The 15,440-nt window shown below is 40.8% G+C and carries 18 protein-coding genes; 14 read left to right on the top strand and 4 right to left on the bottom strand.

The window, feature by feature from the left end; translation table 11 throughout:
- The first annotated feature begins 26 nt into the window (after nucleotides 1–26).
- Nucleotides 27–1,370, top strand: a complete 1,344-nt coding sequence (locus TZ97_RS03760) for an MATE family efflux transporter (RefSeq protein ID WP_037607892.1) — start codon at nucleotides 27–29, stop codon at nucleotides 1,368–1,370.
- Between the two features lie 126 nt (nucleotides 1,371–1,496).
- On the top strand, nucleotides 1,497–3,215 hold the full coding sequence (gene ilvD / locus TZ97_RS03765; protein ID WP_003016651.1) for a dihydroxy-acid dehydratase: 1,719 nt from the start codon (nucleotides 1,497–1,499) through the stop codon (nucleotides 3,213–3,215).
- 59 nt (nucleotides 3,216–3,274) lie between these two features.
- Here the strand turns inward: ilvD and TZ97_RS03770 are convergent, their stop codons facing one another.
- On the bottom strand, nucleotides 3,275–3,457 hold the full coding sequence (locus TZ97_RS03770; RefSeq protein ID WP_001117401.1) for a 4-oxalocrotonate tautomerase: 183 nt from the start codon (nucleotides 3,455–3,457) through the stop codon (nucleotides 3,275–3,277).
- Between the two features lie 114 nt (nucleotides 3,458–3,571).
- Here TZ97_RS03770 and TZ97_RS03775 point away from each other — a divergent pair, with 114 nt between their 5' ends.
- The 12 genes from TZ97_RS03775 (at nucleotide 3,572) to pezT (ending at nucleotide 13,747) form a co-directional block, all read left to right on the top strand.
- Nucleotides 3,572–4,156: a thymidine kinase gene (locus TZ97_RS03775; RefSeq protein ID WP_003007269.1), complete on the top strand. Its 585-nt coding sequence runs from the start codon at nucleotides 3,572–3,574 to the stop codon at nucleotides 4,154–4,156.
- A 21-nt stretch (nucleotides 4,157–4,177) separates the two neighbouring features.
- Nucleotides 4,178–4,657 carry a GNAT family N-acetyltransferase gene (locus TZ97_RS03780; RefSeq protein WP_045759436.1) on the top strand — a complete coding sequence of 160 codons (480 nt, stop codon included), beginning with the start codon at nucleotides 4,178–4,180 and terminating at the stop codon, nucleotides 4,655–4,657.
- 9 nt (nucleotides 4,658–4,666) lie between these two features.
- Complete coding sequence (gene prfA / locus TZ97_RS03785; protein WP_045759437.1) at nucleotides 4,667–5,746, top strand: peptide chain release factor 1; 1,080 nt, start codon at nucleotides 4,667–4,669, stop codon at nucleotides 5,744–5,746.
- Nucleotides 5,746–6,582, top strand: a complete 837-nt coding sequence (gene prmC, locus TZ97_RS03790) for a peptide chain release factor N(5)-glutamine methyltransferase (protein ID WP_045759438.1) — start codon at nucleotides 5,746–5,748, stop codon at nucleotides 6,580–6,582. Before prfA ends, prmC begins: the two co-directional genes overlap by 1 nt.
- Nucleotides 6,569–7,180, top strand: a complete 612-nt coding sequence (locus TZ97_RS03795; RefSeq protein ID WP_045759439.1) for an L-threonylcarbamoyladenylate synthase — start codon at nucleotides 6,569–6,571, stop codon at nucleotides 7,178–7,180. The genes prmC and TZ97_RS03795 overlap by 14 nt, the downstream gene beginning before the upstream one ends.
- A gap of 38 nt (nucleotides 7,181–7,218) precedes the next feature.
- Entirely contained in the window at nucleotides 7,219–8,475 is a 1,257-nt protein-coding gene (gene glyA / locus TZ97_RS03800) for a serine hydroxymethyltransferase (RefSeq protein ID WP_045759440.1), read from the top strand.
- An 8-nt stretch (nucleotides 8,476–8,483) separates the two neighbouring features.
- Complete coding sequence (locus TZ97_RS03805; protein ID WP_045759441.1) at nucleotides 8,484–9,458, top strand: nucleoid-associated protein; 975 nt, start codon at nucleotides 8,484–8,486, stop codon at nucleotides 9,456–9,458.
- Nucleotides 9,458–10,060: a lysozyme family protein gene (locus TZ97_RS03810; RefSeq protein WP_003007284.1), complete on the top strand. Its 603-nt coding sequence runs from the start codon at nucleotides 9,458–9,460 to the stop codon at nucleotides 10,058–10,060. Before TZ97_RS03805 ends, TZ97_RS03810 begins: the two co-directional genes overlap by 1 nt.
- A 161-nt stretch (nucleotides 10,061–10,221) precedes the next feature.
- Nucleotides 10,222–11,067 carry an alpha/beta hydrolase gene (locus tag TZ97_RS03815; RefSeq protein ID WP_045759442.1) on the top strand — a complete coding sequence of 282 codons (846 nt, stop codon included), beginning with the start codon at nucleotides 10,222–10,224 and terminating at the stop codon, nucleotides 11,065–11,067.
- A 167-nt stretch (nucleotides 11,068–11,234) separates the two neighbouring features.
- Nucleotides 11,235–12,245 (top strand): DUF1002 domain-containing protein, encoded by a 1,011-nt coding sequence (locus tag TZ97_RS03820; RefSeq protein WP_045759443.1) that lies wholly within the window; start codon nucleotides 11,235–11,237, stop codon nucleotides 12,243–12,245.
- 258 nt (nucleotides 12,246–12,503) lie between these two features.
- Nucleotides 12,504–12,980: a type II toxin-antitoxin system antitoxin PezA gene (pezA, locus tag TZ97_RS03825; protein ID WP_045759444.1), complete on the top strand. Its 477-nt coding sequence runs from the start codon at nucleotides 12,504–12,506 to the stop codon at nucleotides 12,978–12,980.
- On the top strand, nucleotides 12,980–13,747 hold the full coding sequence (gene pezT / locus TZ97_RS03830) for a type II toxin-antitoxin system toxin PezT (protein ID WP_045759445.1): 768 nt from the start codon (nucleotides 12,980–12,982) through the stop codon (nucleotides 13,745–13,747). The genes pezA and pezT overlap by 1 nt, the downstream gene beginning before the upstream one ends.
- A 173-nt stretch (nucleotides 13,748–13,920) precedes the next feature.
- Here pezT and TZ97_RS03835 read toward each other — a convergent pair whose 3' ends face one another.
- From TZ97_RS03835 to TZ97_RS03845, 3 genes are all read right to left on the bottom strand, one after another.
- Nucleotides 13,921–14,148, bottom strand: coding sequence for a hypothetical protein (locus TZ97_RS03835; protein WP_045759446.1), 228 nt, complete (start codon nucleotides 14,146–14,148; stop codon nucleotides 13,921–13,923).
- Between the two features lie 67 nt (nucleotides 14,149–14,215).
- Nucleotides 14,216–14,431 (bottom strand): hypothetical protein, encoded by a 216-nt coding sequence (locus TZ97_RS03840; RefSeq protein WP_042507510.1) that lies wholly within the window; start codon nucleotides 14,429–14,431, stop codon nucleotides 14,216–14,218.
- 312 nt (nucleotides 14,432–14,743) lie between these two features.
- The gene (locus TZ97_RS03845) at nucleotides 14,744–15,430 is read right to left on the bottom strand and encodes a DUF3800 domain-containing protein (RefSeq protein ID WP_045759447.1); all 687 of its coding nucleotides are present in this window, start codon (nucleotides 15,428–15,430) and stop codon (nucleotides 14,744–14,746) included.
- Between the last annotated feature and the right edge of the window lie 10 nt (nucleotides 15,431–15,440).

Raw genomic sequence — 15,440 nt, forward strand, 5'->3', positions numbered from 1 at the left:
TATTTGATGAGAAGAGAGTTAGAATCATGTATGTAACCTATCACTTTAAAGAGCGCTTGCGCTTGTTTTTGAGTCTATTTTTGCCGATTTTAATCTATCAATTGGCCAATTATTCGGCCAGCTTTGTCGATACAGCCATGACCGGTCAGTACCGGACCCTTGATTTGGCTGGTGTTTCTACAGCTACCAGTCTGTGGAATCCATTTTTTACTTTTCTGACAGGGATTGTCTCTGCGCTGACACCGATTGTTGGGCATCATTTAGGAAAGGGAAATAAAGAACGTATTGCTGGCGATTTTTACCAATTCCTCTATCTGTCATTTGGTATGGCCATTCTCTTAATAGGCTTTGTTTGGGGGATTGCACCCATGATTCTCAAGCAGATCGGCTTAGAAAACGTTGTTGCGCAAATAGCCATTCGCTACTTATATTTCCTTTCTCTAGGAATCTTACCTTTGTTGCTCTTTAGTATCGTGCGGACCTTCCTCGATACCTTGGGCATGACGCGTCTATCCATGTACTTGATGCTCTTGCTTTTGCCTCTCAATGCTTGTTTTAACTATATCCTGATCTATGGAGCATTTGGTTTTCCTGAGATGGGAGGAGCAGGAGCAGGTCTTGGAACCTCTCTGGCCTACTGGGTCTTGTTGGCCATTGCGGTTTTGATCTTGTGCAAACACCCCAAGGTAGCACCTTTCCAATTGTGGAAGCCTCAACCTTATGATTTTAAAGGGATGAAAGAAGTACTGCGCCTTGGGCTTCCAATTGGTGGAATTGTTTTTGCAGAAGTCATCATCTTCTCGCTGGTTGGTTTGTTAATGGCAAAATTCCCATCACTGACCATTGCGAGCCACCAATCGGCCATGAATTTTTCTACCCTGATGTATGCTTTCCCAGTTAGTATCTCCAGTACTATGGCGATTATCGTTTCTTTCGAACTGGGAGCAGGAAGACCAGAAGTGGTCAAACAATATTGCCGTTTGGGACGACTGACAGCCTTTGGCTTTGCCATTGTCACCCTGGTCTTTCTCTATACATTCCGCTTCCAACTAGCAGGGCTATACGGCAAGGATCCAGTCTTTGTGCAACAAACAGCTATTTTCATGACCTATAGCCTCTTTTTCCAAGTAGCCGATACCTTTGCGGCACCCCTACAAGGGATTTTGCGGGGCTATAAGGATACAACCGTTCCATTCTTATTAGGAGTCTTTAGTTATTGGTGTATCTCTATCCCACTAGGGATTTTCCTTGACCATGTGACCAACCTCGGTCCCTATGCTTATTGGATCGGCCTTATTTCTAGCCTTGTCGTGAGTGGAATTTGTTACCAACTTCGGCTCTGGCAGATTGAAAAAAAGCAAACAAACTAAAATGAAGTCTGGGAAACCAGGCTTTTTGTGTACCGTGAATATTATAAATTTTCTGAAAGTTCTTGACAATTGATGTCAAAGTGGTAAGATTAGGAGGTAGAAATGAAGAACTAGAAGGAGAACAAGATGAGAAGTGATATGATCAAAATGGGGATCGACCGAGCACCAGCACGTGGTCTCCTCTATGCAACAGGGCAAGTAAAATCAGCAAAGGATATGCAAAAGCCCTTTATTGCCATTTGTAACTCCTATATTGATATCGTTCCAGGCCATGTTCACCTGCGTGAGTTAGCAGATGTTGCGAAGGAAGCTATCCGCGAGGCTGGTGGGATTCCTTTTGAATTTAATACCATCGGGGTCGATGATGGGATTGCGATGGGTCATATCGGGATGCGTTATAGTTTGCCATCTCGTGAGTTGATCGCAGATGCTGCTGAAACAGTCATCAATGCCCACTGGTTTGATGGTGTTTTCTATATTCCCAACTGTGATAAGATTACACCAGGTATGATTTTGGCAGCCATGCGGACCAATGTGCCTGCCGTATTTTGTTCTGGTGGACCCATGAAGGGTGGCGTTGACATGACAGGGCATCAGGCGACGCTCTCAAGTTTGTTTGAAGCTGTAGGTACTTATCAAGCTGGTGATATGAGCATGGATGAGCTCGATTTCTTGGAAAAAAATGCCTGTCCAACTTGTGGCTCTTGCTCTGGTATGTTTACTGCCAATTCCATGAACTGTTTGATGGAAGTATTAGGACTTGCTCTTCCTGGAAATGGTACCATCCTAGCGGTTTCAGATGAACGCCGGGAATTGGTTCGCCAAGCGGCCAAACAATTGGTAGAGAATATTAAAAAGGGTATCCGTCCACGGGATATCGTGACCAAAGAAGCCATCGACGATGCATTTGCGCTCGATATGGCCATGGGTGGTTCAACCAATACGGTGCTTCATACACTGGCTATTGCGCGTGAAGCAGGGATTGACTATGATCTCAAAGATATCAACGAGATTGCCAAGAAGACACCTTATCTCTCTAAAATTGCCCCTTCAAGTGTTTACACTATGCATGATGTGCATGAAGCTGGTGGTGTTCCAGCCATTATCAATCAGTTGATCAAAAAAGGAGCCATCAAGGGTGATCGTATCACAGTTACTGGTAAAACCTTGAAAGAAAACGTAGCTGGTGCTGAAATCAAAAATGAAGAAATTATCCATCCAATCGAACATCCGATTTCACCTGTAGGTGGTTTGTCGATCCTTTACGGAAATATCGCTCAAGATGGGGCTGTTATCAAGGTCGGTGGGGTCGATCCATCTGTGACTACTTTCCGTGGTAAAGCTATTTGTTGCGATTCACAAGATCAAGCCCTTGAGTTGATTGACAATGGAACTGTCAAGAAGGGACATGTCGTCGTTATTCGTTATGAAGGTCCTCAGGGTGGTCCTGGTATGCCAGAGATGCTAGCACCAACTTCTAAGATTGTCGGACGCGGTCTTGGTAAAGATGTGGCTCTGATTACGGATGGTCGTTTCTCAGGAGCTACTCGTGGGATTGCTATTGGTCACGTTTCTCCAGAAGCAGCAGAAGGTGGGAATATCGCCTTAATTGAAGATGGGGATGAAATCGTGATTGACCTACCAAATCGTACCCTTGATCTACTTGTCGATGATGCAACTCTTGCTGAACGTCGCAAACATTTGAAACCTTTCAAATCAAAAATTTCCAGCGGTTGGTTACGTCGCTATACAGCCTTTGCCAAATCAGCCAATGTCGGCGGAACCTTGATGAGTGACGAAGAATTCGAAGAACGGAAAGCAGAACGTCAAGCCCAAGAAAAATAAGAAAAAACCTTTCCTGCTATGTGATATCACAAGCAAGAAAGGCTTTTTTAGTGGAACCATTATTTGGTGCGCATTTCACCTTGAGGGAAGTAGGTTCCTTCAGGCATATCGTTAATGATGACGTGAACAGCTGACTGAGGAGCACCAGTATTGCGGACAACAGCTTCGGTTACTTCCTTGGCCAAGGCTTTCTTTTGTTCCAAGGTGCGTCCTTCAAATAGGTCAATTCGTACAAATGGCATATGGCCACCTCCTAAATTTTTTATAGGACTATTTTATCACATTTTGAGATACAAAGCTTAGCAAAATTATGGTAAAATGATAATGAAACACATTTTAGAGAGAACAGAAGGAAAATGGCACAATTATATTATAAATATGGGACCATGAACTCGGGGAAAACCATTGAGATCTTGAAGGTGGCCCATAATTATGAAGAGCAAGGCAAGAGCGTCGTTATCATGACCTCGGCAATCGATACACGAGATGGAGTAGGAGTGGTTTCTAGTCGGATCGGTATGAAACGAGAAGCCGTTGCAATTGAAGACGATACGGATATCTTTGGCTTTATTAAAAACCAAACAATCAAACCTTACTGTGTGTTAATCGATGAAGCTCAATTTTTGAAACGCCACCATGTCTATGACTTGGCAAGAGTCGTTGATGAACTGGATGTGCCGGTCATGGCTTTTGGCCTCAAAAATGATTTCCGAAATGAACTCTTTGAAGGTTCCAAACACCTCCTCTTGTTAGCCGACAAGATCGAGGAGATCAAAACCATCTGCCAATACTGTTCCCGCAAGGCGACCATGGTCTTGCGTACCCAAGCGGGTAAACCTGTCTATGATGGAGAGCAGATCCAGATCGGTGGACACGAGACCTATATCTCCGTTTGCCGCAAACATTATTTTAATCCAGACATACCAACTGAAAGCGTCTAGAACGTTTTAGAGAGGATAATAATGTCTATTTGTTTAAAAGATATTACAATAGAGAATTATTTTGACGTTTTAAATCTAGAAGTTCATCCAAACCAAAGGAATTTTATTGCATCCAATTCCATTAGTTTAGCTGAAGCCTATGTATATGATAAAAATGGTGATTTTATAGCTCCCTTAGCAGTTTATGATAAGGAAGTATTAGTTGGTTTTGTTATGATTGCCTATGACCAGAAAATTGGGATCAGCAAGGGGAACTACTTGTTATTTCGTTTTATGATCGATAAAGAATTTCAAGGTTTAGGCTATTTTAAACCGACTATGGATGCAGTCATTGACTTTGTTCGAACAGAGCCAGCTGGAAAAGCAACAAGTCTTTGGTTATCTTATGAACCGGAAAATCATCAAGCGAGATCTTGCTATCTCCATTATGGATTTAAAGAAACTGGCGAAGTCATAGAAGACGAAATTGTAGCAATCTATGATCTAACAACCAAGAATTAAGGAGCAAACATGAATATCTATGATCAACTACAAGCTGTAGAAGACCGATACGAAGAGTTAGGAGAATTACTGAGTGACCCAGATGTGGTCTCTGATACCAAACGCTTTATGGAGCTTTCAAAAGAAGAAGCTTCCAGCCGTGATACGGTGACAGCTTACCGAGAGTACAAACAAGTCCTTCAAAACATTGTCGACGCTGAAGAAATGATTAAGGAAGCAGGCGGCGATGCGGATTTGGAAGAAATGGCCAAGCAAGAGCTAAAAGATGCTAAGGCTGAAAAAGAAGAGTACGAAGAAAAATTGAAGATCTTACTTCTTCCTAAAGATCCAAACGATGACAAGAACATTATCTTGGAAATCCGTGGGGCAGCTGGAGGAGACGAAGCCCAATTGTTTGCTGGTGACCTCTTGCAGATGTACCAAAAATATGCAGAAAGCCAAGGCTGGCGCTTTGAAGTCATGGAAGCTTCCTACAATGGCGTTGGTGGGATCAAAGAAGTCGTAGCCATGGTTTCTGGTCAATCAGTCTACTCGAAACTCAAGTATGAATCTGGTGCCCACCGGGTGCAACGGGTTCCAGTGACAGAAAGCCAAGGTCGTGTCCATACTTCAACTGCCACAGTTCTGGTCATGCCAGAAATCGAAGAAGTCGAGTATGACATTGATCCAAGAGACCTTCGGATTGACATCTACCACGCATCTGGTGCGGGTGGACAGAACGTCAACAAGGTCGCTACAGCCGTTCGTATCGTTCACTTGCCAACCAATATCAAGGTCGAGATGCAGGAAGAACGGACGCAACAAAAGAACCGCGAAAAAGCCATGAAGATCATCCGTGCGCGTGTGGCTGACCACTTTGCTCAGATTGCCCAAGACGAGCAAGACGCTGAGCGGAAGTCTACTATCGGGACTGGTGACCGTTCAGAGCGGATCCGGACTTACAACTTCCCTCAAAACCGTGTGACCGATCACCGGATTGGCTTGACCCTTCAAAAACTGGATACCATCTTATCTGGTAAATTAGATGAAGTGGTCGATGCTTTGGTCTTGTATGATCAAACACAAAAACTAGAAGAGTTGAACAAATAATGTTGTTGGGACCATTATTAGCCCAGTATGAAGAAGAATTAATAGCCATTGGAGAGGAACCAGAAAGCCTCTCCTTCGCGTATCGTGCTTTAAAAAACTGGACCTTTACAGACTTTGTCCTTGCCTTGCAAACAGAAGTAAAAGTAGAGGATCAGGCCTTGCTTCTATCCATCTTTGAGCAGCTGAAACATCACGTCCCTGCCCAATATATTATTGGCAGCGCAGAATTTTTTGGTCATGTTTTTACAGTTGATGAGCGTGTGCTGATTCCACGACCTGAAACGGAAGAATTGGTCGCTCTTATTCTTGAAGAAAACGATGAGAAAGCCTTACGAGTTCTAGATATCGGAACAGGTAGTGGGGCTATTGCTATTAGCCTAGCCCTTGCTAGACCTACCTGGCAGGTTCAAGCTAGTGATGTCTCAGAAGAGGCTTTAGCCCTGGCTCAAGAAAATGCCAAGCAGTTAGAAGCTTTCCTTGAATTTAAGTCGTCAGATGTTTTGGAGCAGCTACCAGGTCCCTATGACCTGATTGTGTCCAACCCTCCTTATATCTCCCATGATGATGTAGAAGAAGTCGGAGCCAATGTTTTAGCCTCTGAACCCCACTTAGCTCTTTTTGCGGATCGTGATGGATATGCTATCTACGAAAAGATTGCCCAGCAAGCACCAAGTGTTTTAACACCAGACGGAAAGATCTATCTAGAAATTGGCTATAAGCAAGGAGCCAAAGTAAAAGAGCTCTTTCAAGAAGCGTTTCCTGACAAACGCGTTCGAGTTCTGAAAGACCAATTTGGACAAGATAGAATGGTAGTAGTAGACAATGGATCACATTGAGAAAGAATTAGAAGCAGGCCGTGCGGTTATTCTGCCAACTGAAACAGTCTATGGTATTTTCGCTAAAGCTTTGGACCAAGAGGCAGTTGATTATATTTACGAATTAAAACGTAGGCCTAGAGAAAAGGCTCTGAATTTAAATGTAGCCGATGAAGATACAATTCGAATTTATTCGAAAGATCAACCTAGCTATTTAACAAAACTGATTGATTCATTTTTACCAGGGCCTCTCACTATTATTCTTCAGGCAAATGAAAATGTACCTGGCTGGATTCATTCAGGCTTGGATACGGTTGGCTTCCGTATTCCGGCTCACCCAAAAACATTGGAATTAATTCGTAAATACGGTCCTTTGGTTGGTCCCTCAGCCAATCTTTCAGGTCATGCAAGTGGAACAAAGTATCAGGCTATTGTAAGCGAGTTTGATCAAGTGGTTCCTGGTATAGAGGATGATGACTTCTTGACTGGACAAGATTCAACTATTTTGGATATCTCTGGTTCCAAGGCCAGGATTTTGCGGCAAGGTTCTATAACGAAAGCTGACTTGCTTGCACAAGTGCCAGAGCTTTCTTTTGAGGAAGATGAACTTCCTCAGTGATAATGTACATAAATAATTTTTTATAAAGGAGTAGACCGATGATTTTTGATAAAGAAGATTACAAAGCTTATGATGCAGACCTATGGAATGCGATCGCTAAAGAGGAAGAGCGTCAACAAAACAATATTGAGTTGATTGCTTCTGAAAATGTTGTCTCTAAGGCAGTGATGGCTGCTCAAGGGTCTATTCTGACAAATAAGTATGCCGAAGGCTATCCTGGCCGTCGTTACTATGGCGGGACAGATGTGGTCGATGTGGTCGAAAGTCTCGCGATTGAACGGGCCAAAGAAATCTTTGGTGCTAAATTTGCCAACGTTCAACCACATTCAGGAAGTCAGGCAAACTGTGCTGCCTATATGGCCTTGATTGAGCCTGGTGATACTGTCATGGGGATGGATTTAGCTGCCGGTGGGCATTTGACGCACGGAGCTTCTGTGAGCTTCTCTGGTCAAACCTATAACTTTGTGTCCTATAGTGTAGATCCTGAAACAGAGCTCTTGGATTTTGATGCCATCCTAAAACAAGCCCAAGAAGTGAAGCCAAAACTCATCGTCGCTGGTGCCTCAGCCTACTCTCATATCATTGATTTCTCTAAATTCCGTGAGATTGCGGATGCAGTAGGAGCAAAGCTCATGGTTGACATGGCCCATATTGCTGGTCTCGTGGCAGCGGGTCTCCATCCAAGTCCAGTTCCTTATGCCCATATCACGACTACGACTACTCACAAGACCCTTCGTGGCCCTCGTGGAGGCCTGATCTTGACTAATGATGAGGAGTTAGCTAAGAAAATTAACTCTGCTATTTTCCCTGGTATTCAAGGAGGACCGTTGGAGCATGTCGTTGCAGCCAAAGCTGTCGCTTTCAAAGAAGCGTTGGATCCTGCCTTTAAAGAGTATGCAGCTAACGTGATTAAGAACAGTCAGGCCATGGCTGATGTCTTCTTGCAAGATCCTGATTTCCGTGTCATTTCAGGCGGAACAGAGAACCACCTTTTCCTTGTCGACGTCACTAAAGTCGTTGAAAATGGGAAAGTGGCGCAAAACTTGTTGGATGAAGTCAATATCACCCTCAACAAGAACTCTATTCCTTATGAAACCTTGTCTCCATTTAAGACCAGTGGGATTCGGATTGGTGCAGCTGCCATCACCGCTCGTGGTTTTGGTGAAAAAGAAAGTCGCACCGTTGCTGAACTGATGATCAAAGCGCTGAAGAATGCGGACAATCAAGAAGTATTAGACAAAGTGCGTAGCCAAGTTAAAGCCTTGACAGACGCCTTTCCACTTTACGAGGACTAAACCATCTTATGGATATTTACGTAAAAAAAGCCATCATTCATCAATTTAGCTCCGACGATACCGATCTTTATCTGGCAGATAAATTGCTCAATATCACGCCTAAAATTGAGGAATACTTGCGCAAAAAGATTGAACGGGTTTATTCTGATGAAGCCAGGACCGGTATTTTCGAAGAGGACAATCCTTTTCTTGAGATGATTTCAGATGACCTACTAGAAACTTCGGTCGCAGTAGCGAATCGTTGGAAGGAAGAATTTGTCGTCTCTGAGAATCAAAAAACCAACGATTTGGTGTTCATTCAATTCTCAAAAGAAGGGGTGGACCATTTTGCCTTTCTTCGGATTGCCTTACGGGAAACCCTGACCCATCTTGGTGGTGAAGTGGATAATCCGATTAAGCTGACGCAAAATAATCTACCTGGTTTTGGCACTGGTGCTGATGAGGCCTTGGTCATCAATCTTCAAAGTCGCAAATACCACTTGATTGAAAAACGGATCAAGTACAATGGGACGTTCTTGAACTATTTTTCTGAGAATCTGTTGCAGGCGCAACCCAAGATCTCCCCTAAAAAATCGATCAAGGCACTAGAAAAAACAGCTCAGAAGATTGCGGAAAGCTTTAACACAGACGATTTTCAATTTCAATCAAAGGTTAAATCAGCTATTTTTAACCATATTGAGGAAGAAAATAAACTCTCTCCAGAGAAATTAGCGGATGATCTCTTCAACGACAATCTGACAGCTCGTCTCAGTTTTATTGACCAAGTTAAAGAAGCTGTGCCTGAGCCTGTCACTTTTGAAGAGATTGATGCCAGTCGCCAGTTGAAGAAGTTCGAAAATCAGAAATTGTCATTGTCAAATGGAATTGAACTAATCGTTCCGAATAATGTCTATGAAGATGCAGAATCTGTTGAATTTATTCTAAACGAGAACGGAACCTATTCTATTTTGATCAAAAATATTGAGGATATACAGAGTAAATAATGATTAAACGTATAGTGAAGATCTTCTTATTCATCTTACTAATATTTGGAATCTACAAGGGAATTCAGATCCACCATGATGTCAAACAAGTCATGCAGTACCGCTCCCTGGTTAGAGAAGTCCTTGCTGAAGAGGACACCACGGCCAATGAAAACCTCATTCTTGCTATGATCTATACTGAGACCAAAGGTCGAGAGGACGATGTCATGCAGGCAAGTGAGAGTGCAAGTGGTGAAACCAATACCATTAGTGATAATAAGGCCAGTATTCGCCAAGGTATTCAGACTCTTTCAGATGAGTTAAAAGAAGCCAAGAAAAAAGGCGTTGATAGCTGGACAGCCGTTCAAGCCTATAATTTCGGGAAAGACTACATTGATTATGTGGCTAAACACGGTGGGACAAATTCCCTAGAGTTGGCCCGCGCTTATTCACGGGATGTAGTAGCGCCAAGTCTTGGCAATGTTACCGGTGAAACTTATCTTTACCTCCACCCTATCTCTCTTTTAAACGGGATGGAACTATACATAAACGGTGGCAATATTTATTATTCCCGTTTAGTAGAAACCAATATGACGATTATGAAGCTATTTTCATGGTTTTAATCAATCAATTCAGAGGTCGGACAAGTAGTCTGGCCTCTTATCTATCTCCTTAATTGTTCGATCTTTTGTATATTTTGGCTCTTTCATTCTCAATATTTTGAAATCATTGAATAGCTATGATAAAATACTAGTTAGTTTTAAATTATCTTGAGGAGTTCCTATTGAACAAAAAATCATTCTACGGACTGCTTTTGGGGTTGATTCTCCTATGTATCGCATTTTTGGGGAAGTATCAACAAAAAACGCAGCTGGACCACACGAATTACCTACAAAGTAGTCGTCCTACCTTATTTTTTCATGGTTATGGATCGAGTGCCAATGCAGAAAAACACATGACAGATGCGGCAAAAAAAGCAGGGGTGACACAAACCGTCATCACTGCAAACGTGGCTGATGATGGGCAGGTAAGGCTGACAGGGACCATTCCAAAAGGCGCAGTCAATCCAATAATCAAAGTGGAATACCAAAACAATCGCACGCCAGATCCAAAAGTCATCAGCAATTATGCCTATCAGGTGGTCAAAAAGCTTCAAGAGACCTATCATTTTAAAGAGATGAACCTTGTCGCTCATTCTATGGGAAATATGTCTGTCTTATATTATCTTCTGGAACATGGAAGTGATGAGAATTTACCAAAAATTATCAAGCAGGTCGCCATTGCAAACCATGTTGCTGGAATCGAAGGGATGAACCTACCCCAGGGGTTGACTCTAGATACGCAAACTGGTAAACCCTCCGCAATGAATGAGCAGTACCAGCATCTTTTAGCTCTTCGGGAAGTCTATCCTGAAAATCAAATCGATGTGCTGAATATCTATGGTGATATCGGTGGAGAGACGGATGGATCGGTTCTCAATGTTTCTTCGAAAGCCCTTCGTTACCTAGTAGCAGAGCGCGCAAAAAGCTACCGTGAAGAAAAGATTGATGGCAAAGGTGCCCAGCACAGCCAACTTCATGAAAATCCAATAGTAGATAAGCTGTTGATCCAGTTTCTTTGGGGAAAATAAAAATGTCATGCATTCTTAAAAAAACTGTAAGCTAGTTTTAAGAAATCAACTGTATAATGAAAATCGAAGTGGGTAAACTCTTTATTTACTTCTTTTTTCATCTCTAGTGAGGTGAGAAAGGTAATATGAGATGCCCAGAGTTGATTTGAATTAGAAAGAAGAAAAAGATGAATTTAAAGAAGATTGCATTGTTTGTAACGACGACTTTAGCCTTGTTTACAGCTGTCCCACGTGTTTCTGCAGATAGCAATGTGCAGAAAGTCATTGATGAAACCTATGTCAAGCCAGACTATGTTTTGGGCTATTCGTTGGACCAAAGTCAAATCGAACAAACCTTGAGTCTCTTGAACTACGATAGTTCAAAAGATAAAGAGGAGTGGAAGACCATGACACCAGAGGTTTATTCTTCGATTATGAACGTTGCCAACGATGATAGTTTGGAACTATATTCCTCTGTTAAAATTCAAAAGCTAGGCAAAAATAAGCCACTAGAAGTCAATATCGTGACACCTCAAAACATCACCAAGGTCACTGCAGATATGTATCGTAATGCAGCCGTTACACTTGGATTGGAGCATGCTCAAATTACAGTAGCTTCACCTATACAAGTGACTGGAGAAAGTGCCTTGGCTGGGATCTATTACTCGCTTGAGAAAAATGGTGCCAAAGTTTCTCAAGAAAGCAAAGATCTGGCCCAAGAAGAGTTAAAGACTCTATCCGGGATCAATGAAGAAAACGCTGGTAAGAAAAACTTCGATGCGGATAAGTTAAACGTGGCATTGACCGACATTAAAACAGCAGTAGCCAATGCTAAACAGAACAATCAGGATTTAAGCAAGGATGATATTCGAAAGATCGTCGAAGAAACCCTGAAAAATTATAAGCTGGATACAACCGTGACGGGTAACCAGATCAATTTGATCGTGAATTTCGCTGTGAATCTTTCAAAGAGTAGTGTTATCAGTAGCAAAAGCTTTACGAAGACCTTGTCGGATCTGAAAGATAGTATCGTTGATAAGGCAGGCGATACCTTTAATAATATCAATCTCAATTTTGATACCAATGCTATTCTAAAAGACAGTGGAAACTTCTTCACAAATGCGTGGAATGCCATTGCCGGCTTCTTCGGAGCCATCTGGAATGCCATTGTCAAATTCTTTAGTGGTTTAGTTGGCTAAAAATAGCAGGAAAGCACTCTTGACAAGAAGTCAGAGTGCTTTCCTGTGTTTAATGATTCTTATATTTTATAAGACATTTTTAGGATTGCTAAAAGTGATTTTCATATCTTTATCCTTTAACTTTTTTTAGATGATTGGTTTGCCATCAATGTAACAGATGGAATATTTCATTCGCCTAGAACGAAAGAACAAACGCACCATTTTTGGTGCGTTTTTATTATTTGTGCTATAATAGAAATAAATAAAAGGAGGAATTACATGATTGGAGAAAATATAAAAACGTTACGTAAAACACATAAATTAACGCAGCCTGAGTTTGCAAAGATTGTTGGTATCTCTAGAAATAGTTTGAGTCGTTATGAAAATGGGACGAGTCGAGTTTCGACAGAATTAATCGATCGTATCTGCAAAAAATTTAATGTTTCCTATATCGATATTGTAGGGGAGGAAAAAATGCTCACACCAGTAGAAGATTATCAGTTAACTCTGAAAATTGAAGTGATTAAAGAACGAGGTGCGAATATCTTAGCGCAACTTTATCGTTTTCAAGATGAACAAGGAATTGCATTTGATGATACTTTGAATCCTTGGGTTCTAATGAGCGACGATCTTTCTGATTTGATTAACACGAAGATTTATCTTGTTGCAACTTTTGAGGATGTAGAGCGATATAATGGCTATTTGGATGGCATTGAACGTATGCTAGAACAAGCTCGTCATCTGGTGGTGGCTTAATGAAACTAGAAGAATTTAGTCAAGATGATTTTGAACGAGCATCCAAACGACTCGTTCGTTCTTTAACTCGTGGAAAAACAAGCTCATCTCAGCCTAAAGCTATTTTACTCGGTGGACAGAGTGGTGCTGGTAAGACAACGATTCATCGTGTGAAACAAAGGGAATTTCAAGGCAATATCATTATCATTGATGGAGATAGTTATCGCTCTTTTCATCCGAACTACCTTGGACTACAGGAAAAGTATGGCAAAGATAGTGTGGATTATACCAAAGTATTCGCGGGACAAATGGTTGAATATCTTGTAGATGAGTTGAGTAAAAAAGGTTATCATTTATTAATCGAGGGTACCTTGAGAACAACAGAAGTTCCTAGAAAAACGGCACAATTATTGATAACAAAAGGATATCAAGTCTCACTTGCACTAATTGCGACCAAGCCAGAATTGTCCTATCTCAGTACCTTGATACGTTATGAAGAGCTCTATGCTATAGATCCTAGTCAAGCTAGAGCGACTCCCAAAGCACACCATGATGGAATTGTAGAACATTTAGTTGATAACTTACGAGAGTTAGAAAATGACAAAATTTTTAATCAAATTCAAATTTATCAAAGAGATCAATCGTGTGTTTATGATTCGGAAATAGATCAAATCTCAGCAGCAGAAGTTCTACAAGAATGCCTCTTCGGAAAATGGAGTAAGGTAGAGGAAGAGATGTTGAAGTTGGGACAGGAACGGTTGAGAGAGTTGGGGAAAATTGATAAGTGACGAATTAAAAGGTATATAAAAACAGGCCTAAGCCTGCTCTGTTTTTTGACCTGTTTTCTACCAAAGTTCATTTTATAAAAAAGTAGAGAAAACATAAAGGGTAACTAAAAGGTTAATTAAAGTGATGTGTTTAATAAGCAAGTAAATTGCACCTGTTATAGGTGCTTTTTATTTTAATAATACTGTACTTCAATACCATCCATAATATTTATTAAAGTATTACCACCAATTTTTAAAGAAATCAGATCATTTAATGATGATACCTGGTATTCTTTATCTCCAATAACCACTACAATATCATGAATAGAATGAATGAAAATCCCACAAGCTTGACCATTATAATCAAAAGAGGCATCCCAACCATTATCGTATAACGCTTGTAAATCATCTAAAATTGCCATATAAATCCTTTTCCGTAGTGTTTTCTTTCAAGTAAGGCGGGCAAAAGTGCCTAGATTGTTCTAAGCGCTATGAGATTGCTTTAATTGAGATAATTTCGCTCTCAAAGAGAGAAATCTCAGTTGGTTCATCAGGTCTAGGATTGTCAATGAGGATAGTGATTTCATCCTGTTCATCATTGTCCATTTCGTCAATAAAATCTGTGACAAAACCATTTATGACTTCACCGTCACTAGTTACTACCTGAACTCTTGAGCGTAGGTAGTTCCAAAGTTGTTCACTCATTTTTAGCCCTCTCTCAGTTGCTAAAATTCTAAAAAAGAGGCTTATAGCCTCAATAGGAAATGGTGGGACGGACATTCCCCACCTCTCAGATACCCTTTCGGGTGCGTGTGCGTTCGATATTTTTCTACTTCATTTCCTCAGTAATATTATATCAAAAGATTACAAAAAAAAGCACCATACGGTGCTTTTCCATCTGAGTGTGGAGTACTTAACATACACTTAATTGCTTTAATCACATTTCAGATGTTTAAACAGTGTACTTATACCTGTAATTCCATTTTATACCACGTGAAGATTTTTGGCAAGTAAAAACTACGGTAAATTTAAATTTATATGATTAGGGATATTTAGCAGCTCTTTTATTTGTTTCTCATAAGAATTCCAAACTCTATTAGCTAAGATGTCAGCAGCTTGTATAAGGTAGTCATTTGCTGAGATACATGATTTTGTATAAACTATGAATTCCCCCTCTAAAATCGGAGGGTAAAAATTCCCGTAGTTAAAGTTATTGATACCATACTTAAACTCCTCATGGATACCCTCGCCTAAACCATACAAACCATTAGTAGCTATACCTTGCTGGTCAATATTTAAATAAAGTTCAATGTCGTCGCCTTTACTTATTGCGCCTTGCTCAAGTAACTTTTTAAACAATTCTTTCACTACTCTCCTTAGAGCATAGTCTTTAAATCGTTGACGTGACTTTTTATCTTTCATAACACCTGAATGGACACGTTTTAAATTTACTGATACAGAAAAACTAATCTCATTTCTAAGAACTTTATATAGGGTGTTTTTATGTTTTTTCTCAATGTTTGACGCCTTAAGTTCTCCCTCTACGCCTTTTTCTTTTTTTATTTTTGTATTAAGAGAGCGATAGCGTTTTTTAGCAGATATTTTGTCCTCATCAGAAATAAAGCAAAAACCTGCATACACAAAGTAGTTATGATTGGAGTGGAAAACCCCTGAGTCATCAATAAAGATTGAAATTTTTTTCATCTTTTTTTCC

It is taken from the genome of Streptococcus parasanguinis (genome assembly GCF_000963275.1).
GTDB lineage: Bacteria > Bacillota > Bacilli > Lactobacillales > Streptococcaceae > Streptococcus > Streptococcus parasanguinis_B.

Bases quoted from the DNA above. Each gene is read 5' to 3' on its own strand.
- TZ97_RS03760 (WP_037607892.1), top strand. From the start codon at position 27: ATGTATGTAACCTATCACTTTAAAGAGCGCTTGCGCTTGTTTTTGAGT.
- ilvD (WP_003016651.1), top strand. From the start codon at position 1,497: ATGAGAAGTGATATGATCAAAATGGGGATCGACCGAGCACCAGCACGT.
- TZ97_RS03770 (WP_001117401.1), bottom strand. From the start codon at position 3,457: ATGCCATTTGTACGAATTGACCTATTTGAAGGACGCACCTTGGAACAA.
- TZ97_RS03775 (WP_003007269.1), top strand. From the start codon at position 3,572: ATGGCACAATTATATTATAAATATGGGACCATGAACTCGGGGAAAACC.
- TZ97_RS03780 (WP_045759436.1), top strand. From the start codon at position 4,178: ATGTCTATTTGTTTAAAAGATATTACAATAGAGAATTATTTTGACGTT.
- prfA (WP_045759437.1), top strand. From the start codon at position 4,667: ATGAATATCTATGATCAACTACAAGCTGTAGAAGACCGATACGAAGAG.
- prmC (WP_045759438.1), top strand. From the start codon at position 5,746: ATGTTGTTGGGACCATTATTAGCCCAGTATGAAGAAGAATTAATAGCC.
- TZ97_RS03795 (WP_045759439.1), top strand. From the start codon at position 6,569: ATGGATCACATTGAGAAAGAATTAGAAGCAGGCCGTGCGGTTATTCTG.
- glyA (WP_045759440.1), top strand. From the start codon at position 7,219: ATGATTTTTGATAAAGAAGATTACAAAGCTTATGATGCAGACCTATGG.
- TZ97_RS03805 (WP_045759441.1), top strand. From the start codon at position 8,484: ATGGATATTTACGTAAAAAAAGCCATCATTCATCAATTTAGCTCCGAC.
- TZ97_RS03810 (WP_003007284.1), top strand. From the start codon at position 9,458: ATGATTAAACGTATAGTGAAGATCTTCTTATTCATCTTACTAATATTT.
- TZ97_RS03820 (WP_045759443.1), top strand. From the start codon at position 11,235: ATGAATTTAAAGAAGATTGCATTGTTTGTAACGACGACTTTAGCCTTG.
- pezA (WP_045759444.1), top strand. From the start codon at position 12,504: ATGATTGGAGAAAATATAAAAACGTTACGTAAAACACATAAATTAACG.
- pezT (WP_045759445.1), top strand. From the start codon at position 12,980: ATGAAACTAGAAGAATTTAGTCAAGATGATTTTGAACGAGCATCCAAA.
- TZ97_RS03835 (WP_045759446.1), bottom strand. From the start codon at position 14,148: ATGGCAATTTTAGATGATTTACAAGCGTTATACGATAATGGTTGGGAT.
- TZ97_RS03840 (WP_042507510.1), bottom strand. From the start codon at position 14,431: ATGAGTGAACAACTTTGGAACTACCTACGCTCAAGAGTTCAGGTAGTA.
- TZ97_RS03845 (WP_045759447.1), bottom strand. From the start codon at position 15,430: ATGAAAAAAATTTCAATCTTTATTGATGACTCAGGGGTTTTCCACTCC.